The sequence below is a fragment of the Pseudomonas sp. GL-B-19 genome, assembly GCF_019956415.1.
Taxonomy (GTDB): Bacteria; Pseudomonadota; Gammaproteobacteria; order Pseudomonadales; family Pseudomonadaceae; genus Aquipseudomonas.
Genome location: NZ_JAHBDK010000028.1, coordinates 50716 through 72046, shown reverse-complemented (window position 1 = coordinate 72046; position 21331 = coordinate 50716). Strand labels below are relative to the sequence as shown.

The window sequence follows — 21331 nt, the reverse complement described above, 5'->3', positions numbered from 1 at the left end:
CCCCTTTGAGGGCGGTCCTGCGGACGCGCAACGCAGCCTCGTGCCTCGGCAGCTGCTACAGGGTTTTCGGGTGCGCCTTAGAACACCGAGGCGTAATCGCCCAGTTCGACCTGTACCGATTTGATGCGGGTGAAGTTGTTCAGCGAGCTGATGCCGTTTTCACGACCCACGCCCGACTGCTTGTAACCGCCGACCGGCATCTTCGCGTCGGACTCGCCCCAGGCGTTGATCCAGCAGATACCGGCTTCCAGTTGATGAATCACGCGGTGAGCGCGGTTCAGGTCTTTGGTGACGACGCCAGCGGCCAGGCCGAAGTCGGTGTCGTTGGCACGACGGATCACTTCTTCTTCGGTTTCGTAGGTCAGGATTGCCATAACCGGGCCAAAGATTTCTTCGCGAACGATGGTCATCTCGTCAGTGCAGTCGGTGAACACGGTCGGGGCCACGAACGCGCCTTTGGCGAATTCGCCGTCAGTCATACGACCGCCGCCGCACAGCACGCGAGCGCCTTCTTCCTTACCTTTGGCGATGTAGCCCAGCACGCTTTCCATGTGGGCGAAGCTGACCAGAGGACCGAAGTTGGTGTTCTCGTCTTCCGGATTGCCAACGCGGATGCGCGCAACGCGTTCAACGATCTTGGCTTCGAAAGCGGCTTTCAGGTGGCTCGGTACGAACACGCGAGTGCCGTTGGTGCAGACCTGACCGGAGCTGTAGAAGTTGGCCATCATCGCGGTGTCGGCGGCGCGATCGAGGTCGGCGTCGTCGAAAATGATCAGCGGGGATTTGCCGCCCAGTTCCATGGTCACGTCTTTCAGCGACGAGGCAGAAGCGCTGGCCATGACCTTCTTGCCGGTGTCGGTGCCGCCGGTGAAGGAGATTTTTTCGATGCGTGGGTGTTCGGTCAACCAAGTGCCGACTTCACGGCCGCTGCCGGTCAGTACGTTGAACACGCCGGCTGGCAAGCCTGCTTCGGTGTAGATCTCGGCCAGTTTCAGGGTCGTCAGGGAAGTGACTTCGCTTGGCTTGAAGATCATCGCGTTACCGGCCGCCAGGGCAGGTGCGGATTTCCACAGCGCGATCTGGATCGGGTAGTTCCACGCGCCGATACCGGCCACGACGCCCAGCGGCTCGCGACGGGTGTAGACGAACGACGTGGTGCGCAACGGAATCTGCTCACCTTCGATGGCCGGTACCAGGCCTGCGTAGTATTCCAGCACGTCAGCACCAGTAACGATGTCGACGTAGCGGGTTTCGGAGTACGACTTGCCGGTGTCCAGGGTTTCCAGGGCGGCCAGTTCATCGTTGCGCTCGCGCAGGATGTCGACGGCGCGACGCAGGATGCGCGAACGCTCCATGGCGGTCATTGCAGCCCAGATTTTCTGGCCCTTTTCGGCACTGACGACAGCGCGCTCAACGTCTTCCTTGGTCGCACGCTGTACTTTTGCGAGGACTTCACCGTTAGCCGGGTTGATGGCTTCGAAAGTGGCGTCGCTGCTGGCATCAGAGTAACCGCCATCGATGTAGAGTTTTTGCAGTTCGAAACGGGCCATAGTGTCCTCGCAAGTGCATAAGTGGTTGGCGTTGACCACTGGGCGTGCCGTGAAGCATTGGCGACGCTGGTCAGTGGCGGTTCGGGGGTTGAGCGTTTATGTGTGCTCTAACTCACCCGCTTGGCCAGTTGGATATCCATGTATTCGTAAGCGATCTGTTGCGCCTGCCCGGTGTCGAAAGCGTCTCCCGACAGCGCGCCGCGCAACCACAAACCGTCAATGAGGGCTGCCAGGCCACGGGCTGCACTGCGCGCATCATCGCGCGGCAATACACGGCGAAACTGGCAGCACAGGTTGGAATACAGACGGTGATCGTTGATCCGCTGCAACCTGTGCAAAGACGGCTGGTGCATGCTGGTGGCCCAGAAGGCCAGCCAGGTTTTCATTGCCGGACCATTGACCTGGCTGGCGTCGAAGTTGCCTTCGATGATCACCTGCAGATGCGCCCGCGGGCTGTCATCTGTCAGCGCCAAACGGCGCGCGGTGACGTTCTCGCTGAGGACAGTCATCAGGTACCCCATGGTGGCGGCAATCAGGCCATTCTTGTCCTGAAAGTAGTGACTGATGATGCCATTCGAGACACCGGCCAAACGGGCGATCAGCGCAATGCTGGCGTCCCCCATGCCGACCTGGTCGACGGCCAGCAATGTGGCTTCGATCAGTTGCTGGCGGCGGATGGGTTGCATACCGACCTTGGGCATCTTGCACATCTCCTTAGGCCTTCCGGTGGACGTCAAACGGCTACCGGGTTGAGGGCCAGTCTATTTTGTTTTGATTGAACGTTCAATCAACAAAGAATAAGATCTGCGACAAATCGTCGCTACCTGCGTTTTTTCCTACGTGTAGTTGGCGAAAAAACGACATTCGAAAATGCTCGAAACCTACGCGCACTGGCGCTCTTGGGGTTTCGGGCTTTTTTCGGGGTGTCTTTATATCACCCGCCGGTCGGCTGCCAACTAATCGATTGGTCGGGTATCGCGTTGCCTTGTGTTCTTCTCTCGCACTTGCTGGAGCATCTGTGCCATGAGTTCTGCCTCTCTTATAAAGACCCCACCCGATAAGGTGACGGTCAACGGTTGGGTGTTCTACACCTCTACCGCGCTGATCCTGCTGTTGACCGCCATTCTGATCATCGCCCCGCAAGAGGCCGGCAGATTGCTCGGTATTGCTCAGGCCTGGTTGTCCCGCAGCTTCGGCTGGTATTACATGGTGGTGATCGCCGCTTACCTGGTGTTCGTGGTGGGCTTGGCGTTTTCTTCCTACGGCAAACTGAAACTGGGCAGCAAGGACGACACCCCGGACTTCAGCTACGGCGCCTGGGCGGGGATGTTGTTCTCCTCGGGTATCGGCATTTCGCTGTTGTACTTTGGTGCTTCCGAGCCGCTGGATCACTACTTCAACCCGCCGGAAGGCGTGGCCGCCAGCAACATGGCGGCGCGTCAGGCCGTTCAGCTGACGTTCCTGCACTGGGGCCTGCATGGCTGGGCGATTTACGCATTGGTCGGTCTGGCCGTGGCTTACTTTGCTTACCGTCACAACCAGCCGCTGGCGTTGCGTTCGGCGTTGTATCCGCTGGTGGGCGAGCGTTGGGTCAAAGGCGCGGCCGGTCATGCGGTGGACGGCTTTGGCATGTTCGTGACCCTGCTGGGTCTGGTGACGAACCTGGGGATTGGTTCGTTGCAAGTGTCCTCGGGCCTCGAAAACCTGTTCGGCATGGAACACAGCAACACCAACCTGCTGATCGTGATCATCGTGATGAGCACCGTGGCGACCATCGCCGCTGTGTCCGGTGTGGAAAACGGTATCCGCCGTCTGTCCAACCTGAACATCGTGCTGTTCAGCGGTTTGCTGATTTTCGTGCTGCTGTTCGGCCCGACCCTGCACCTGCTCAACGGCTTCGTGCAGAACATTGGTGACTACCTGAACGGCGTGGTCCTGAAAACCTTCGACCTCTACGTGTACGAAGGCGACAGTGAGAAGTCCGACCGCTGGTTGGGCCTGTGGACACTGTTCTACTGGGCATGGTGGATTTCCTGGGCGCCATTCGTGGGTATGTTCATCGCGCGTATTTCCCGTGGTCGCACGGTGCGTGAACTGGTCGCCGGTGTGCTGCTGATCCCGCTGGGCTTTACCCTGGCGTGGCTGTCGATCTTCGGTAACTCGGCCCTGGACCTGGTGATGAACCATGGGGCGGTGGAGCTCGGGAAGACGGCGCTCGAACAGCCGTCCATGGCGATCTACCAGTTGCTGGAGCATTACCCGGCATCGAAAGTGGTGATCGGCGTGTCGATCTTTGTCGGTTTCGTGCTGTTCCTGACCCCGGCGGATTCCGGTGCGGTGATGATGGCCAACCTTTCGTGCAAGGGTGGCACCGTCGACGAGGATGCGCCGCACTGGCTGCGGATCTTCTGGTCGGCTGTGATCACGCTGGTGACCATCGGCCTGCTGTTCGCCGGTAACTTCGAAGCCATGCAAACCATGGTGGTGCTGGCCGGTTTGCCGTTCTCGGTGGTGCTGGTGTTCTTTATGTTCGGATTGCACAAGGCCATGCGCCAGGACGTGCAGATCGAACAAGAGCAAGCGGAGTTGGCTGCACGCGGTCGTCGTGGTTTCAGCGAGCGTTTGACTCAGTTGGACTTGCAGCCGAACCAGTCGATCGTTCAGCGTTTCATGGACAAGCAAGTCAGCCCGGCGCTGGAAGACGCGGCGCTGCAATTGCGCGGTCAGGGTCTGGATGTGCAGACGCTGTTGGGCAAGTCCAAGCGTTGCATGGGCGTGCGGATCGAGATGGAAGAGGGCAACCCTTTTGTCTACGAAGTGAGCCTGGATGGCTATCTGGCTGCGGCGAGCGACACGGCGTCGGCTGAAAGTGCTGATGAACCGCGTGCGCGCTACTACCGCGCCGAGGTGTACCTGCACAACGGCAGCCAGGATTACGACTTGATGGGCTTCACCCAGGATCAGATCACCCGTGATGTGCTCGATCAGTTTGAAAGCCATCGGCAGCTCCTTGGCCGGGTTTACAGCTGAGTAATGACGCTGCGGTGTGCCTGGACCCACCGCAGCGCTTTTGTAAGAGCTGGCTTGCCAGCGAATGCCCCACCGCGGTGTATCTGATGCGCCGCCTTCGCCGGCAAGCCGGCTCCTACAGAGTCTCGGAAACACCACCTGGCCTTTGTAGGAGCTGGCTTGCCAGCGAATGCCCCACCGCGGTGTATCTGATGCGCCGCCTTCGCCGGCAAGCCAGCTCCCACAGAGTCTCGCTGGCCTTTGTAGGAGCTGGCTTGCCAGCGAATGCCCCACCGCGGTGTGCCTGATGCGCCGCCTTCGCCGGCAAGCCGGCTCCTACAGGGATAGCGTCGTTACAAATAACCTGTTCAAACAAAAACGCCGCGATTCTCTCGCGGCGTTTTTGTGTCTGCTTCCTTATCCCAGGTTCTTGCCGAGCAGTGCGTGATACAGCTCGCTGTCACCCAGAATCCCGACCACTTTGTGATTGTCGTGCAGTACCAGTTTATTGCCGGTCTGATAACGAATCTGCAGCGCATCACGCATGCCGATGTTCGAGTCCACCAGTGTCGGCCGACGCCCCAGGCCTTCAACCGCTTGCCCAGGGATCCAGTTCTGCAGGTCCAGGCTCGCGCCGTTCTGGCGGGCGCCTTTGATGGTGTTGCCTTCGGCCAGGTCCAGCCACGAATCGCCGCCCGGATCGAGACAGACCGAACCGTTGATGCGCTTGCAGTTGTCCAGCGTGCGCATCAGGCTGCGGCCGCACAACACGTTCAGCGGATTGGTGTGGGCCACGAACGTGCGCACGTAATCGTCCGCCGGGTTCAGTACGATCTCTTCTGGCTTGCTGTACTGGATGATCCGGCCGTCTTTCATGATCGCGATACGGCTGCCGAGTTTCAGCGCTTCATCAAGGTCGTGGCTCACGAACACGATGGTCTTGTGCAACTTGCGTTGCAGCTCCAGCAGTTCGTCTTGCAGGCCTTGGCGGATCAGCGGGTCGAGTGCCGAAAACGGTTCGTCCATCAGCAGAATGTCGGCATCCATCGCCAGCGCGCGGGCCAGGCCCACACGTTGCTGCATACCGCCTGAGAGTTCATCGGGTTTCTTGTTGCGCCACTGGGCCAAGCCCACCAGTTCCAGCTTGTCGTCCACCAGTTTGCGCCGTTCTTTTTCCGGGCGACCCTGCATTTCCAGACCGAAACTGATGTTCTCGCGCACTGTCAGCCAAGGCATCAGGGCGAACTTCTGGAACACCATCGCAATGCGCTTGGTGCGCATCATTTTCAGTTCTGCCGGGGTGCACGAGGCAATGTCGATCTGCTTGCCTTCGTGCTCGACGAACAACTTGCCGCGGCTGACAGTGTTGAGGCCGTTGATGCAGCGCAGCAGGCTGGACTTGCCCGAGCCGGACAGGCCCATCAGTACGCAGATTTCACCTTTTTCGATGTCCAGGCTGGCCTTTTCAACGCCGACAATCTGCCCGGTCTTTTTCAGGATCTGGTCGCGGGTCATGCCCTGATCGAGAAGCTTGAGGGCCTCTCGCGGGTCTTTGGAGAAGATTACGTCGACGTCTTCGAAGCGAATAATGCTCATGCGTCACCCCCTACTTTAGCGTCGGGTTGTTTGCAGATACGGTCGAGCATGATCGCCAGCAATACGATCGCCAGGCCCGCTTCAAAGCCCAGGGCGATATCAGCAGTGTTCAGTGCGTTGACCACGGGTTTGCCCAGGCCGTCGGCGCCCACCAGTGCCGCAATCACCACCATCGACAGCGACAGCATGATGCACTGGGTGATGCCGGCCGCGATGCTTGGCATGGCGTGGGGCAGTTCAATCCGTGAGAGCAGTTGACGGCGCGAGCAGCCGAAGGCTTTGCCGGCGTCCATCAGTTCCTGTGGAACATCGCGAATGCCCAGGTAGGTCAGGCGGATAGGCGCGGCAATCGCGAACACCACCGTCGAGATCAAGCCCGGGACCACACCCAGCCCGAATAGGGTCAGGGTAGGAATGAGGTACACGAAGGTCGGCACGGTCTGCATCAGATCGAGCACCGGGCGCATCAGTGTGTAGAACATCGGTTTGTGCGCGGCGACAATGCCCAACGGCACGCCGATGACCACGCAGACCAGGGTGGCGAACAGCACCTGGGCGAGGGTTTCCATGGTTTCCTGCCAGTACCCCAGGTTGAGGATCAGCAGGAAGGAGGCGATGACGAAAACCGTCAGTCCCCATTTGCGTTGAATAAAGTGTGCCAGTAGCGCGATGAGGCCGATCAATGCCAGCGGGTTGAACCAGGTCAGCGCAAAAGTCACGCCGTGGATCATCGTTTCCAGTGTCATGGCGATTGCGTCGAAGGTGCTGGCGCCGTGTTGCGTCAACCATTCAACGAAGCCCGCGATGTACTGGCCTAAAGGGATTTTCTGATCAATCAGCATGGTAGTGAACGTCCGCATGCAAGGAAATAAACAGCCCGGACGGCCGAAGCCGCCCGGCGTAAGCGATTTACTGCGCGAGCTTGGCTTTCACGGCCTCCAGGCCAGGTTTACCGTCAATGGTGGTCACGCCAGCGAGCCAGGTATCGAGGACCTGTGGATTACTTTTCAGCCAGGCCTTGGCGGCCGCGTCAGGCTTCATCTTGTCGTCCAGGATGTTGCCCATCAGAGCGCTTTCCATGTCGACGGTAAATTCCAGGTTCTTCAGCAGTTGGCCGACGTTGCTGCATTCCTGGGTGTAACCCTTGCGGGTGTTGGTTGCCACGGTGGCGGCGCCGAAGTCCGGGCCGAAAAACTCGTCACCACCGGTCAGGTATTGAATCTTGAAGCGCTTGTTCATCGGGTGTGGTGCCCAGCCGAGGAAGACCACGGCGGTGTCGCGCTTCTGCGCGCGATCGACCTGCGACAACATGCCGGCTTCGCTGGACTCGACCACTTTGAAACCAGCGTCTTTAAGGCCGAAGGCGTTCTTGTCGATCATACTCTGGATCAGGCGATTGCCGTCGTTTCCTGGCTCGATGCCGTAAATTTTGCCGTCGAGTTCTTTCTTGAATTTTGGGATGTCGGCGAAGTCATGCAGCCCTTTGTCGTACAGCGCTTGCGGCACGGCGAGGGTGTACTTGGCGCCTGTCAGGTTGGTGCGCACAACGTCGACGGTGCCGGCATCGCGGTAGGCCTTGATGTCGTTTTCCATGGTCGGCATCCAGTTCCCCAGGAAGATGTCCATGTTCTTGCCATCAGCGAGGGACTTGTAGGTCACCGGCACGGAAATCATCGTGGTTTTGGTCTTGTAGCCGAGGGCGTTGAGCACGACGCTGGTGGTGGCGGTTGTCGCGGTAATGTCGGTCCAGCCGACATCGGAGAAGTTTACGGTGCTGCACTGGGCGGGTTCAGCAGCTTGAGCCAGTAACGGCAGACTCAGCATGGCGGCCAACAACAACGACGGGGAACCTTTCATGGATGGACTCCTTGGTGTTTTTTTTGGCAGTGTTCCGACTGGACCACCGCACTTATAGGTTGCGGTTGGATGGCGTTTTGGAGACATCTCTACCACGGCGCCTTGCAATCGAGTCGATACGATCATGTACCAGTGAAAATCTGACGCCTACAGGGTGCGTCGTAACCAGTACAGGGAGGGTCGCATCTAGTGTCGGTGACGTCGTTTACAGCTTTTTTCAGCCCTCTTTCTCCCTCTGATCCGCTAAAAAACGGCGAAAACATTGCGTTGCCGCCCTGCGGCGTTAGTGGGCATGAGTGCGTCGGTGTGAGACGTCGAACGACATGACAAAAGCCTGATGATGCGGCCATCTCGGCGGATTGCAGCTTGAGCGTAGCAGCTCCGCCACTGGGCGCTTTTTGCGTCTGGAGTCGGCACATCCAGGAGTTCGGCAGTAATGGCTATCAGTGTTTTCGACCTGTTCAAAATCGGCATCGGCCCTTCCAGTTCACACACCGTGGGGCCTATGCGGGCCGCCGCATTGTTTGTTGAGTCGCTGCGGGAGAAGCATTTGCTGGAGCAAGTGTGTCGCGTCGAAGTTCAACTGTACGGTTCGTTGTCGGCCACCGGCATCGGTCACGGCAGCGACAACGCGGTGATCATGGGCTTGATGGGCGAGTGGCCGGACGCGATCGACCCGTCGCAAATCGGCATCCGTATCGAAACCCTGCGCGAAACCCGCACGTTGCTCCTCGACGGTCGCTTGTCGGTGCCCTTCATCTGGGCGCGGGACATGCGCTTGATCGACGAAAACCTGCCTTTCCACCCCAATGCCATGACCCTGATCGTCGAAGGCGATCACGGCGAACTGCATCGCGACACCTACTATTCCGTCGGCGGCGGTTTTGTCGTGGATGAAGCCCAGGCGTCCAGCGGTGTGGTCGATCTGGATCGCACCGTGTTGCCGTACGATTTCTCCAGCGCCGTCGAGTTGCTGAGCCTTTGCCAGAAGCACAACCTGCGCGTGGCTGAGTTAATGATGGCCAACGAGAAGGTCTGGCGCAGTGAGGAAGAAATCCGCGCCGGCCTGATGAAGCTTTGGCGCGCCATGCAGGATTGCGTCGACCAGGGCCTCAAGCACGAAGGCATCTTGCCCGGCGGTTTGAATGTGCGTCGTCGCGCGGCGAAGTTGCACCGCAGCTTGCAGGAGCTGGGCAAGCCGAACGTGATCGGCTCGACCTTGAGCGCCATGGAGTGGGTCAACCTGTTCGCGCTGGCGGTCAACGAAGAAAACGCCGCTGGCGGGCGAATGGTGACAGCGCCGACCAACGGCGCGGCGGGGATCATTCCGGCGGTGCTGCACTACTTTATGAAGTTCAGCGAATCGGTGACAGATGCCAATGTCGTCGACTATTTCCTCAGCGCCGCAGCCGTGGGGATTCTGTGCAAAAAGAACGCTTCGATCTCCGGTGCCGAAGTCGGTTGCCAGGGCGAAGTGGGTTCGGCCTGCGCGATGGCGGCGGCGGGGTTGGCGGAGATTCTCGGCGCCACGCCGGAACAGCTGTGCAACGCCGCCGAAATCGGCTTGGAACACAACCTCGGCCTGACCTGCGACCCGGTGGGCGGTCTGGTACAAGTGCCATGCATTGAGCGCAACGCGATTGCGGCGGTGAAAGCGATCAACGCGGCGCAAATGGCGCTGCGTGGGGATGGTCAGCACTTTATCTCGCTGGACCGGGTGATCCGCACCATGCGCGATACCGGCGCCGATATGCATGACAAATATAAAGAGACTTCGCGCGGTGGGTTGGCGGTTAGCGCGGTGGAGTGCTGAGACCGAGTTGATCCAATCGCGAGCAAGCTTTGCTCCTACAGGTTTGTTGCCGATCACCAAAAGTCGGCACGCCCGGCTTCTGTAGGAGCAAAGCTTGCTCGCGATAGCGCCAGACCAGTCAAAACTGCGCGCTAAGTGAACACCTGATCCCAAACGCGCCACCTTTTGGCGCGTCGCTTACAGATAAGCGCCTTTCCCGAGATCAGGGATCCAACTAAGCTTCGACCACCCGTCACCCGTGCCTGCGGTGACACACTTTCCAGGCACCTCACAGCCCTGTTCCCACAAGTGCTACCGATTTGCTCACCACCAGCAGGACAGGGCACTTGCTCTGCCTGATGGCACTTTTATCCCCTACTCCACGCGCGTCATATCCAGACACATTCCGACGTCGTTTTCAGGAGTTATTGAACGCGCATTCAATTTTAGGCATGGCAATTGCTCTGTCATTACAAAGCCCGTCTCCCACGCGAGAACGATGGCAATAAAAAGAGCCTCCGCCTGAGGCCATCACCCGCTTTGTGTGAGGAGATACCGCGATGACGACGTTCAACTCCGGGGCCCAACCCCAGAACCGTGCGCCTCAATCCATCGGCTTTCTGCTGTTGGACAATTTCACGCTGATTTCTCTGGCCTCCGCAGTCGAACCCCTGCGCATGGCCAACCAATTGTCCGGCCGTGAGCTGTATCGCTGGACCACGATCACAGTCGATGGCGGTCAGGTCTGGGCCAGTGACGGCCTGCAGATCACCCCCGACTGTTCCATGCACAAAGCCCCCGCCCTGGACACCATCATTGTCTGCGGCGGTATCGGTATCCAACGCACGGTCACTCGTGAGCACGTGTCATGGCTGCAAAGCCAGGCGCGTCAGTCACGTCGTCTCGGCGCGGTCTGCACCGGCAGCTGGGCCCTGGCCTGCGCCGGCCTGCTGGACGGTTTTGATTGCAGCGTGCACTGGGAATGCCTGGCCTCGATGCAGGAAGCCTTCCCGCGTGTGGTCATGAGCACGCGCTTGTTCACCCTGGACCGTAACCGTTTCACCAGTTCCGGCGGCACCGCGCCACTGGACATGATGCTGCACCTGATCAGCCGCGATCACGGCCGTGAACTGTCCGCCGCAATCTCGGAAATGTTTGTCTACGAACGTATCCGCAACGAACAAGATCACCAGCGCGTGCCGCTCAAGCACATGCTCGGGACCAATCAGCCGAAGTTGCAGGAAATCGTTGCGCTGATGGAAGCCAACCTCGAAGAGCCGATCGACCTCGATGAACTGGCGGTGTACGTCGCTGTGTCGCGACGTCAGCTGGAGCGACTGTTCCAGAAGTATCTGCACTGCTCGCCGTCGCGTTACTACCTGAAACTGCGCCTGATCCGCGCCCGGCAGTTGCTCAAGCAAACGCCGATGTCGATCATCGAAGTGGCGTCGGTGTGTGGCTTTGTTTCCACGCCGCACTTCTCCAAGTGCTACCGCGAATACTTCGGCATTCCACCGCGTGACGAGCGCGTAGGTTCCAACACCACGCAACAGGTGGCGATGATGCCGCTGCCGCAGGCACTGGTGCTGTCGCCGTTGTCCGGGCCGTTGTCGGCTTTGAGTCAGGCGCGGAACGAGTCGACTTTCGCCAGTGTAAGGCTTTAAACAGAGGCGACTTCATCGCGGGCAAGCCCGGCTCCTACAGGGGATCTTCGGTGTGATGGAGATCCAGTGTGGGAGCGAGCCTGCTCGCGATGGGTTCTATCAGGTTCGGGGGCTCTGCTGATACTCCGCCAATGCCGGCAACAATTGCTTGTCGATGGCCTGACGCACCGCCGGCAGGATGGTCGCGCTGCTGGTGTACATCTGCTTGACCATGGTCCGCAGTTCCATTGCCCGTTCGTTGTTCAAGCCCCGTACCGCGCATTCGCAGGCCTGCTCAGCGGTGGCGCCCGGGGGCACTGCAAATCCCAACGCCTTGAGCTGGCCCAACAAGTCTTCCTGGTCGATCAAATCGGCGTACATCATGACGCAATCCTTCTTCAGGGAACGGTGTCTTGGCTCGATTCTCGTAGGGGGATGCGGCGGCGGCAAGGGCGATTTGTCGCAATGGCTGCAATACCTATGAGCAGGTCGTTTTCGGCTATCTTACGAATCAAGAGAGTGGGCACACTGGACTCAGCTGGCAACACGAAGGTTTGGTCACCCTCGCGCAACGGCTCCTCGACAGTACCCTCCTCAGCTCCGATCTTGTCACGGCTTGATCGGGGTTTTTTTTGTCTGTGAATCAGGGAAAGTTGTGTTGTCTGGGCTGACGCCATCGCGAGCAGGCTCACTCCTACACTCAACCGCATTCCTCTGAGAGAACTCGGTCAACTGTGGGAGCGAGCCTGCTCGCGAAGAACGATGACGCGGTCTAACGTTGCAATACAAGGATGCGCGACAACAACTCATCCCGATCCACATAGCACCCCTGAAAATGCCGGGCGCCACTGGCGGGATCGAACGCATTGCGGGCGTGGAGGGTGCGGCGATTGTCGAAGCACCACAGCTCACCAGGGTTGAGCCGCATCATCACCCGAAACCGCGCTTCACGGGTCATTGCAATGAAACGTCGGTAAGCGTGATACAGCCTGGGCATCTGCTCCACGGAGGCATCAAACGGCCCGCGCAGAAAATTCGCCATGCGGATTTCCGACACCTGTCCCAAAGCATTCAGCGCAATGATCGGCGCCAGGCAGCGGTAGTCGCTGTGACGGTCCTTGTTGCGGAACTCCACAGGGATTTCGCAAAGGCTTTGGAACGCCTCGGGATCTTCATTGCGCAAGGCTTCTGCGATGGCAAAACCGTCGACGAAAATACTCTCGCCACCGTCGGCGTCATTGATCAGGCAATGCAGAAATTGCAGCCCCGGTTGAAGCTCCCGGGTTGGCAGATCGCTGTGTAACGGCAAATTGAAAGCGGTGTAGGCATTGCTGTCGGCATCGGCCTTGGATTGCACGTTGAACAGCACGCCGAAATTGCTCTCGCGGATGAAGGAAATCCGCTGGGCGATCAGCTTTAGCGAACCCGGCTCAGTAGGCACGCCGCGAACCTGGGTCAGGCCGACATCGCGCACCGCCAGCAGCCATTGCAGTAGGGCGTCGTTGTCATTCATCAGCGCCTGGTAATCGAACACCGGCAACTGCAAATCGCTGCACCAAAGCCGCGCTTTGGGTTTGCCGGCCTCGCGTTCGGCGCGGGATTCATCGTCATAGGCATGGGCGCGTAACCAGCCCGGATCGAAGCGGCTGAGGTGGCCATCTTCCCACTCGACGCTGAGACAACCTCCGGTATCGACGTTTGCCTGGCTCGGCATGAGGTTTTGCTCGACATCGACGATTTCCAGCACTTGCTCGCGGGTCACCGTATAGACGCATTGCGGGCACGGGCAGTTGTCCCGCAACCATTGGTAATGAAAGGGGCTGACGCGATCATCGGCCCACTTCACCAGAACCCGGTCCGCCAAGGTTTGCACGCCAGCCAGCGCGCTGATCAACGGATAAGTACGGAAGTCGGCAAAAGCAGCGGCGGTATTCAATGGCGATCTCCTTATTGTTTTTTTGGGGGTAAAGCGATCACTCGGCCAATGTAGTCTGGGGTGGTCAGGTCGGCTTGCTCGGCAACGATGGCTTGCAGCTTACTCAGCGACAGTTCGCTGAACGGTGCGGATCGTGGCCCGGCGAGGTCGACGTGAAGCAACATTTGCTCGTTGCCGGCCAGTTCCTTGTCATCGCCCACCAGATGGAGGCTGTGATAGAGGTGCAGGCGTTTGCTGTCGTGGTCAATGATCTGCGTATGTACTTCGACATCGGCGTCGAGCTTCACTTCGTGCAGGTAATTGAGGTGCAATTCGAGGGTGAACAGCGAGTGGCCGCTGGCTTCGCGGTTGTTACTGTCCATGCCGAGGCGATCCATCAGCGCGTCGGTAGCGTAGCTGAAAATCAGCAGATAGAAGGCGTCGCGCAGGTGGCCGTTGTAGTCGACCCAGTCGGGGATGATTTTGGTGCTGTAGGTCGTAAGAGCGGGCATGCGATCAGGTCCTGTAGTAAGGAGAGCCTGTAGGAGCCGGCTTGCCGGCGAAGGGGGCAGCGCGGTGTGACAGATACACCGCTAGTCGGCAAAGGCCATTCCATGCTTCTCTTTGGTGGTCTTCACCGCCTCCAGCACTGCCAGCAAGCAATCATCACGATAGCGCTCCAGCGCCGAAATGCTGTGCGTGCCCAACTGGTCAGTAGTGCCATCCACCACATCATCAATCAATTTGTCGGTCAACTCCGGCGCGGGCAGATACGTCCACGGCAACTGCAAGGCCGGCCCGAACTGCGCCATGAAGTGGCGCATCCCGGCATCACCGCCGGCCAGGGTGTACGTCAAGAACGTGCCCATGAACGACCAGCGCAGGCCTGCGCCGAAGCGGATTGCATCGTCGATTTCCCCGGTGGTCGCCACACCGTCGTTCACCAGGTGCAGCGCCTCGCGCCACAGCGCTTCGAGCAAGCGGTCGGCGATAAAGCCGGGTACTTCCTTGCGCACATGCAGCGGACGCATGCCCAAGGATTCATACACTTTCATTGCTGCTTGAACGGCTTCAGGCGCGGTGTTTTTGCCGCCGACCACTTCCACCAGCGGCAGCAAATAAACCGGGTTGAACGGGTGGCCGACCACGCAGCGTTCCGGGTGCGTTGCACTCTCGTAGAACTCGCTCGGCAACAGGCCCGAGGTGCTGGAACCGATCAACGCATTCGGCTTGGCCGCTGCGCTGATTTTGCTGTGCAATTCCAGTTTCAGCTCCAGGCGTTCCGGGGCGCTTTCCTGAATAAAATCCGCATCGCGTACGCACTCTTCAATCGTCGCGACAAAGCGCAGGCGATCCTGAGAGGCGCCAGGCGCCAAGCCTTGTTTCTCCAATGCGCCCCACGCATTGGCGACACGTTTGCGCAGGGCAGCTTCGGCACCGGGTGCCGGGTCCCAGGCCACGACGTCGAGGCCGTGAGCGAGGGCGCGGGACACCCAACCGCTGCCGATGACACCGCTGCCCAGGGCTGCGAAGGTTTTGATTTCGGTGATAAAGCTCATGGCGACATCCTAAAGAGTTCGGTGATCCCCTGTAGGAGCCGGCCTGGCGAAGGCGATTTCAGCACCGCAGAAAATGCGGCGGATGTACCGGCCTCTTCGCCGGCAAGCCGGCTCCTACAGGGGTTGGGGATAACGGTTTAACCGCGCTTGGTCAGGCCCATTTTTTTGCGACCTTCAGCCGGGGTCAGCACCCGGGCGCCGAGGCGGCTGAGGATTTCGCTGGCACGCTCGACCAGTTGGCCGTTGGTCGCCAGCACACCTTTGTCCAGCCAGATGTTGTCCTCCAGACCGACCCGCACGTTGCCGCCGAGAAGCACCGCTTGCGCGGCCATCGGCATCTGCATGCGACCGATACCAAAGCCTGCCCACACCGCGTTGGCCGGCAGGTTGTCGACCATGGCTTTCATGGTGGTGGTGTCGGCCGGCGCGCCCCACGGGATACCCAGGCACAGCTGGAACAGCGGGTCGTCGAGCAGGCCTTCCTTGATCAACTGCTTGGCGAACCACAGGTGACCGGTGTCGAAAATTTCCAGCTCGGCTTTCACGCCCAGCTCTTGAATTCGCTTCGCGCCCGCTCGAAGTTGCGCCGGGGTGGACACGTAAATGGTGTCGCCATCGCCGAAGTTCAGGGTGCCGCAATCGAGTGTGCAGATTTCCGGCAGCAGTTCTTCGACGTGGGCCAGACGGGTCAGTGGGCCGACCAGGTCAGTGTTCGGGCCGAACTCCATCGGGTTCTCGCCGGCGCCGATTTCCAGATCGCCGCCCATCCCGGCGGTGAGGTTGACGATGATGTCGACATCGGCCTCGCGGATGCGCTCCATCACTTCACGGTACAGCGCTACGTCGCGGCTGAACTTGCCGGTTTCGGGGTTGCGTACGTGGCAGTGAACCACGGTGGCGCCGGCCTTGGCGGCTTCCACGGCGGCGGCGGCGATTTGTTTCGGGGTGACCGGCACGTGTGGACTCTTGCTGGTCGTGTCGCCAGCACCGGTGAGTGCGCAGGTGATGATGACGTCGTGGTTCATTGGGCGGTTCCTTACAGGCAAGTGCTTTTTAGGAGAAAGGCTAGGCGTAATAATCCCGTTCGCAGCCCGGTCGGGCTGCGAGTCGGTGGTTCGGTTCGGGTCTATTTACTGGTCAGTTTCAGGTTTTCAGCCGCGGGTTTACCATCGAAGGTGGTCACACCTTCGAGCCAGCGCTGCTGGTCTTTCGGGTGATCTTTCAGCCATTGCCTGGCCGATTCGAAGGCGTCCTTGTGATCCAGCAGCGGCTGCATCATCCGGCTCTCGTCTTCGGCGGTGTAGGTCAGGTTGCTCAGCAAGCGACCGATGTTCGGGCACTGCTCGGCGTATTTCGGTGCGGTGACGGTCCAGACTGTGGCCATGCCTTCGTTCGGGCCGAGGGCGTCGTCACTGCCGGTGAGGTAGGTCATCTTCACGTTGACGTTCATCGGGTGCGGCGCCCAGCCAAAGAACACCACGGCCTCATTGCGGCGCACGGCGCGATCCACCGCCGCGAGCATGCCGGCTTCGCTGGACTCGACCAGTTGGAACTTGCCGAGGCCGAACTGGTTCTTGGCGATCATCGCCTTGATCTGGGTATTGGCGCCTGAGCCTGGCTCGATGCCGTAAATCTTGCCGCCCAGCTCTTTCTCGAACTTGGCGATGTCGGCGAAGGTTTTCAGGCCCTTGTCGGCGAGGTAGGTCGGTACGGCGAGGGTGGCGCGGGCGTCTTTCAGGCTGGGGGCTTGCAGCACTTTGACCTGGTTGCCATCGACGAACGGAGTGATGGTCTGGGTCATCAGCGGGTTCCAGTAACCCAGGAACAGGTCCAGGCGCTGGTCGCGGATCCCGGCGAAGATGATTTGCTGGGAGGCGCTGGTTTGTTTGGTGTTGTAGCCGAGGCCATCGAGCAGGACCTGGGTCATGGCGCTGGTAGCGATTACGTCAGTCCAGTTCACTACGCCCATGCGTACGTTCTGGCACGACGCGGGTTCGGCGGCCATGACACTGGCGCTCAGCAAAGCGGTACCGCTGAGTGCAAGAACACAGCTGCTGATCAGTCGTTTCATCTCAGGTTCCTCGGCAGTTCGTTATTGTGGGTCCGGTCATCTATGTGCGCCGGTGATGCCAAGTTACGCAGCTCAAGGCCTATGAAAGCGCACTACGGCGACCAGCTCTTGCACTGCAGCGACCTGTGCTCTTGAATGCCGCTTGCAAGTGGCGTATCAACGTCCCTACGCTGCCCGCCCTCTCGTTACCTGGCCTCTTGTTACCTGCTAAGCGAGTGCGCTCCATGTCCCAGGATTTCTACTTCTTGTTGATGCCGGGTTTCTCGGCCATTGGATTTATCTCGGCCATCGAACCGCTGCGGGTCGCCAATCGGTTTCGCGGCGAGCTGTATCGCTGGCACGTATTGAGTGCCGATGGTGGGGCGGTATTGGCCAGCAACGGCATGTCGGTTAACGCCGACGCGGCGCTGGAGCCATTGAAGAAAGGTGCGATCCTGCTAGTCGTCGCGGGTTTCGAGCCGCTGAAATTTGCCACCCCGGCGCTGGAGCACTGGCTGCGCCGGCTGGACATCGAAGGCGTGACTTTGGGCGGCATCGACACCGGCAGTTTTATCCTCGCCGACGCCGGCCTGCTCGACGGCCACCGCCTGACCTTGCACTGGGAAGCCATCGACGCGTTCAAGGAATCTTATCCACAGCTCAGCGTCACCCAGGAGCTGTTTGAGATCGACCGCCGACGCATCACCTCGGCTGGCGGCACCGCCTCCATCGACCTGATGCTCGACCTCATCGCCCAGGCCCACGGCCCGGAACTGGCGATCCAGGTCAGCGAACAATTCGTACTCGGCCGTATCCGTCCGCGCAAAGACCACCAGCGCATGGAAGTCGCCACGCGGTATGGCATCAACAACAAGAAGCTTGTCCACGTTATCGGCGAGATGGAACAGCACAGCGAACCGCCGCTGAGCACGCTGGAACTGGCGGAATCGATCAAAGTGACGCGGCGGCAGCTGGAACGATTGTTTCGCCTGCACCTGAATGACACACCGAGCAATTTCTACCTGCGTTTACGGTTGGAAAAGGCGCGGCAGTTGTTGCGGCAGACTGATATGAGTGTGTTGGAGGTGAGTATTGCGTGCGGGTTTGAATCGCCGTCGTATTTCACGCGTAGCTATCGGGCGAAGTTTGAGCGGTGTCCACGCGAGGACCGCCGACGGCTGGGGGATGGGCGGGAGCTGGTCTGAACACAGATTTCGACAACACCATAGACCCCTGTGGGAGCGAGCCTGCTCGCGATGGCGGTCTGTCATACAACTTGATGTCGACTGATCCACCGCTATCGCGAGCAGGCTCGCTCCCACAGTGTTGATCTGCTGTGGCTCCTACTTCTTCATTAGCGCCGAGCAAGCCGCTTTAAACGCTTCATGCTGATACTTGTTCAGCGTCGCCGGCAGCTCAAAATCAAACTTCTTGTTCTGTGCGTTAATCGTCTGCGGCGACAGCAGCGTCACCTCGCAATTCTCCAGCAACTGGAAAACACCTTCGATCTTGAACGTGGTCGGCCCACCCGCGAATTCGCCTTTCTTGCTGCGCTTCTTTATCGCGATCCGGTCGATGGAGTTCTCACGCACGAACGACGCGACCTGAGCGGCAAAGACTTTGACGTTCGCCGCGTCCTCGTCATCGTCGAGGGCGATTTTCTTGGTGGCCAGCGCAACGTGGCTCAGCACTTGGTCGTCGAGGGAGGCCACGGCGATGATTGCTTCGCTGCCTTTGATTTCGATGCCGCAGACTTTCATTTGAATTCCTTAACTGGCTGATGGTGTGCAGCTTACAGCTCAAGTTGATCGGCATTGATGCCAAAAGCTGCGGCAATTTTCTCGCGAGTTGCCTTGCGGGGTTTGGCGACCGTCTCCTGTTGGGCGAAGGCCGGTTGGGAGATGCCCATGCGTTTGGCAACTTCATCCTGAGTAAGGTTCAGATGTTCGCGCCAAGCCCTGACGGGTAGGGCGCCGTCAACAATGCGGCTGACAACTTCGTGTGGGATCAAATGATTCTCCATTCTTATAAGTTTATTCCTGCCCAATCGACTCCAAAAACTCCGACCGCTCATCACTCATCCGCGCCACGCAGTCATTCTGCGCAATGGTGAACGCCTTGCTACCGCTGGTCGCCGGAAACGCCTCGACCGCGCAATCCGCATCCCGGGTCTTCAGCCATTGCTGCTGGGCGGTCTTGAGTTTGGCGGTGATGTCGGCCAGTTGTGCCGGGTTCTTGCCGTAGGCTGTTTGCATGCGCTCGGCCAGGCTCTGGTAGTTGTCCTTGAGCAAGTTTTCGGCGGTGGTTCTGCTGTAGACCGAGCATTCCAGGGTCTGGATGTCGTTTTCGACTTTGTCGCAGGGGGTGTCTTCGGACTCTTCAGCCGCGTGTACGCCAGTCGCTATCAGTGCCAAAGCCAGGAAGATCGATTTCATTGCGCCGCCGCCCCAATCCAATAGTGCATTCAGTAATGCCGGGAATTCTGGCCCATGCGCAGGCCCTTGAACAGGTGGCCCATGACGTCCGTTGGCGACCCTTTGTCGCAGATTGACGCTTTCGGCAAACCCCCTGTCGTTTTTGCACCCGGCTGCCCCCTCCCTCAGGCATATGCTGGCCCCAAAGCGCCGGCACACGATTCGGCGCATGAATTACTAATAGGGGACAGCCTGATGAGCCCAGCCGAATTGCACGCCGACAGCATCGTTATCGACGGTTTGATTATTGCCAAGTGGAACCGTGAGCTGTTCGAAGACATGCGCAAGGGCGGTCTGACCGCGGCCAACTGCACCGTGTCGGTGTGGGAGGGCTTCCAGGCCACCGTCAACAACATTGCTGCGAGCCAGAAGTTGATCCGCGAGAACAGCGACCTGGTGATTCCGGTGCGCACCACCGCCGACATCCGCAAGGCCAAAGAGCAAGGCAAGACCGGCATCCTTTTTGGCTTCCAGAATGCTCACGCGTTCGAAGACCAGATTGGCTACGTCGAGGTGTTCAAGCAGCTCGGCGTCGGCATTGTGCAGATGTGCTACAACACCCAGAACCTGGTGGGCACTGGCTGCTACGAGCGCGATGGCGGCCTGTCGGGTTTCGGTCGTGAAATTGTCGCCGAGATGAACCGCGTTGGCGTCATGTGCGACCTGTCTCATGTGGGCTCCAAGACTTCTGAAGAAGTCATCCTCGAATCTAAGAAACCGGTGTGCTACTCCCACTGCCTGCCATCGGGTCTGAAAGTTCACCCGCGCAACAAGTCTGATGAAGAACTGAAGTTCATCGCCGATCACGGCGGTTTCGTCGGCGTGACCATGTTCGCGCCGTTCCTCGCCAAGGGCATCGATTCGACCATCGACGATTACGCCGAAGCCATCGAGTACGTGATGAATATCGTCGGCGAAGACGCCATCGGTATCGGCACCGACTTCACCCAGGGCCATGGCCAGGACTTCTTCGAATACCTGACCCACGACAAAGGCTACGCCCGCCGTCTCACCAGCTTCGGCAAGATCATCAACCCGCTGGGCATCCGCACCGTCGGCGAGTTCCCGAACCTGACCGAAACCTTGCTCAAGCGCGGCCATTCCGAGCGCGTGGTGCGCAAGATCATGGGCGAGAACTGGGTGAACGTCCTCAAGGACGTCTGGGGCGAATAACGCCACTTTTTAAACAACGATCTTTGTAGCAGCTGCCGAGGCACGAGGCTGCGTTGCGGTCCGAAGGACCGCCCTCGGGGGCCGCTTCGCAGCCCAACGCAGCCTCGCAGGCTCGACAGCTGCTACGGCTAGCTATCGCCTCAACACATTGAATTCTGGAGCTTTACCCATGGCTAAAATCGCCCCGCAATTGCCAATCGAAGTCGACAGCGAAACCGGTGTCTGGACCTCCGACGCCCTGCCAATGCTGTACGTGCCACGTCACTTCTTCGTAAATAACCACATGGGCATCGAGGAAGTGCTGGGCGCCGAAGCCTACGCTGAAATCCTCTACAAGGCCGGCTACAAGTCCGCCTGGCACTGGTGTGAAAAAGAAGCTGAATGCCACGGCCTGGAAGGCGTTGCGGTATTCGAGCACTACATGAAGCGCCTGTCGCAACGTGGCTGGGGTCTGTTCAAGATCCAGGATATCGACCTCGACAAGGGCACTGCCAGCGTCAAGCTCGAACACTCGGCGTTCGTCTACGTGTACGGCAAGGTCGGGCGCAAGGTCGACTACATGTTCACCGGCTGGTTTGCCGGTGCCATGGACCAGATTCTGCAAGCCCGTGGCAGCAAGATCCGTACAGTTGCCGAGCAAGTCTACGGTGGCTCCGAAGAAGGCCACGACGACGGCCTGTTCACCGTCAAGCCGTTGTAAGTCGAGGAACCCG

At 59.4% G+C, this 21331-nt stretch carries 19 protein-coding genes and 1 pseudogene; 6 read left to right on the top strand and 14 right to left on the bottom strand.

Annotated features, from left to right (window positions below; genetic code table 11):
• Positions 1-77 precede the first annotated feature (77 nt).
• Both betB and betI read right to left on the bottom strand, forming a co-directional pair.
• On the bottom strand, positions 78-1550 hold the full coding sequence (gene betB, locus KGB06_RS12040) for a betaine-aldehyde dehydrogenase (protein WP_223515879.1): 1473 nt from the start codon (positions 1548-1550) through the stop codon (positions 78-80).
• A gap of 107 nt (positions 1551-1657) precedes the next feature.
• Positions 1658-2251, bottom strand: a complete 594-nt coding sequence (betI, locus tag KGB06_RS12035; protein ID WP_223515876.1) for a transcriptional regulator BetI — start codon at positions 2249-2251, stop codon at positions 1658-1660.
• A gap of 379 nt (positions 2252-2630) precedes the next feature.
• On the opposite strand from betI, the gene KGB06_RS12030 reads away from it, so the two are divergent.
• Positions 2631-4580: a BCCT family transporter gene (locus KGB06_RS12030; RefSeq protein ID WP_223515897.1), complete on the top strand. Its 1950-nt coding sequence runs from the start codon at positions 2631-2633 to the stop codon at positions 4578-4580.
• Positions 4581-4976: 396 nt separating this feature from the next.
• On the opposite strand, the gene choV is transcribed toward KGB06_RS12030, so the two are convergent.
• The 3 genes from choV to KGB06_RS12015 all read right to left on the bottom strand — a co-directional run bounded on the left by choV (position 4977) and on the right by KGB06_RS12015 (position 8012).
• Complete coding sequence (choV, locus tag KGB06_RS12025) at positions 4977-6155, bottom strand: choline ABC transporter ATP-binding protein (RefSeq protein WP_223515874.1); 1179 nt, start codon at positions 6153-6155, stop codon at positions 4977-4979.
• The gene (gene choW, locus KGB06_RS12020; RefSeq protein WP_223515871.1) at positions 6152-6997 is read right to left on the bottom strand and encodes a choline ABC transporter permease subunit; all 846 of its coding nucleotides are present in this window, start codon (positions 6995-6997) and stop codon (positions 6152-6154) included. Before choW ends, choV begins: the two co-directional genes overlap by 4 nt.
• Positions 6998-7064: 67 nt before the next feature.
• Positions 7065-8012 carry a choline ABC transporter substrate-binding protein gene (locus tag KGB06_RS12015; RefSeq protein ID WP_223515868.1) on the bottom strand — a complete coding sequence of 316 codons (948 nt, stop codon included), beginning with the start codon at positions 8010-8012 and terminating at the stop codon, positions 7065-7067.
• A gap of 436 nt (positions 8013-8448) precedes the next feature.
• On the opposite strand from KGB06_RS12015, the gene KGB06_RS12010 reads away from it, so the two are divergent.
• Together KGB06_RS12010 and KGB06_RS12005 are read left to right on the top strand one after the other, a co-directional pair.
• Entirely contained in the window at positions 8449-9825 is a 1377-nt protein-coding gene (locus KGB06_RS12010) for an L-serine ammonia-lyase (RefSeq protein WP_223515865.1), read from the top strand.
• 539 nt (positions 9826-10364) lie between these two features.
• Positions 10365-11468 carry a GlxA family transcriptional regulator gene (locus KGB06_RS12005; protein WP_150780568.1) on the top strand — a complete coding sequence of 368 codons (1104 nt, stop codon included), beginning with the start codon at positions 10365-10367 and terminating at the stop codon, positions 11466-11468.
• Positions 11469-11567: 99 nt separating this feature from the next.
• Here KGB06_RS12005 and KGB06_RS12000 read toward each other — a convergent pair whose 3' ends face one another.
• From KGB06_RS12000 to choX, 6 genes are all read right to left on the bottom strand, one after another.
• Positions 11568-11831 (bottom strand): hypothetical protein, encoded by a 264-nt coding sequence (locus KGB06_RS12000; protein ID WP_223515862.1) that lies wholly within the window; start codon positions 11829-11831, stop codon positions 11568-11570.
• Between the two features lie 388 nt (positions 11832-12219).
• Positions 12220-13383: a gamma-butyrobetaine dioxygenase gene (locus KGB06_RS11995; RefSeq protein ID WP_223515859.1), complete on the bottom strand. Its 1164-nt coding sequence runs from the start codon at positions 13381-13383 to the stop codon at positions 12220-12222.
• 11 nt (positions 13384-13394) lie between these two features.
• Entirely contained in the window at positions 13395-13874 is a 480-nt protein-coding gene (locus tag KGB06_RS11990) for a thioesterase family protein (RefSeq protein ID WP_223515856.1), read from the bottom strand.
• A gap of 81 nt (positions 13875-13955) precedes the next feature.
• Complete coding sequence (locus tag KGB06_RS11985) at positions 13956-14921, bottom strand: L-carnitine dehydrogenase (RefSeq protein WP_223515853.1); 966 nt, start codon at positions 14919-14921, stop codon at positions 13956-13958.
• Positions 14922-15058: 137 nt separating this feature from the next.
• Positions 15059-15946: a 3-keto-5-aminohexanoate cleavage protein gene (locus tag KGB06_RS11980; protein WP_223515850.1), complete on the bottom strand. Its 888-nt coding sequence runs from the start codon at positions 15944-15946 to the stop codon at positions 15059-15061.
• Positions 15947-16047: 101 nt separating this feature from the next.
• Complete coding sequence (gene choX / locus KGB06_RS11975; protein WP_223515847.1) at positions 16048-16992, bottom strand: choline ABC transporter substrate-binding protein; 945 nt, start codon at positions 16990-16992, stop codon at positions 16048-16050.
• Positions 16993-17216: 224 nt separating this feature from the next.
• On the opposite strand from choX, the gene KGB06_RS11970 reads away from it, so the two are divergent.
• The gene (locus tag KGB06_RS11970; RefSeq protein ID WP_223515844.1) at positions 17217-18176 is read left to right on the top strand and encodes a GlxA family transcriptional regulator; all 960 of its coding nucleotides are present in this window, start codon (positions 17217-17219) and stop codon (positions 18174-18176) included.
• A gap of 138 nt (positions 18177-18314) precedes the next feature.
• Here KGB06_RS11970 and KGB06_RS11965 read toward each other — a convergent pair whose 3' ends face one another.
• The 3 genes and pseudogenes from KGB06_RS11965 to KGB06_RS11955 form a co-directional block, all read right to left on the bottom strand.
• Positions 18315-18731 (bottom strand): DUF3010 family protein, encoded by a 417-nt coding sequence (locus tag KGB06_RS11965; RefSeq protein ID WP_223515841.1) that lies wholly within the window; start codon positions 18729-18731, stop codon positions 18315-18317.
• Between the two features lie 32 nt (positions 18732-18763).
• Positions 18764-18997, bottom strand: a pseudogene (locus KGB06_RS11960) (helix-turn-helix domain-containing protein); the annotation flags it as partial.
• Positions 18998-19004: 7 nt separating this feature from the next.
• On the bottom strand, positions 19005-19406 hold the full coding sequence (locus tag KGB06_RS11955; protein ID WP_223515839.1) for a lysozyme inhibitor LprI family protein: 402 nt from the start codon (positions 19404-19406) through the stop codon (positions 19005-19007).
• 234 nt (positions 19407-19640) lie between these two features.
• On the opposite strand from KGB06_RS11955, the gene KGB06_RS11950 reads away from it, so the two are divergent.
• Together KGB06_RS11950 and KGB06_RS11945 are read left to right on the top strand one after the other, a co-directional pair.
• Positions 19641-20618 (top strand): dipeptidase, encoded by a 978-nt coding sequence (locus KGB06_RS11950; RefSeq protein WP_223515836.1) that lies wholly within the window; start codon positions 19641-19643, stop codon positions 20616-20618.
• A 169-nt stretch (positions 20619-20787) separates the two neighbouring features.
• Entirely contained in the window at positions 20788-21318 is a 531-nt protein-coding gene (locus KGB06_RS11945; RefSeq protein ID WP_007947752.1) for a DUF5943 domain-containing protein, read from the top strand.
• Positions 21319-21331 lie beyond the last annotated feature (13 nt).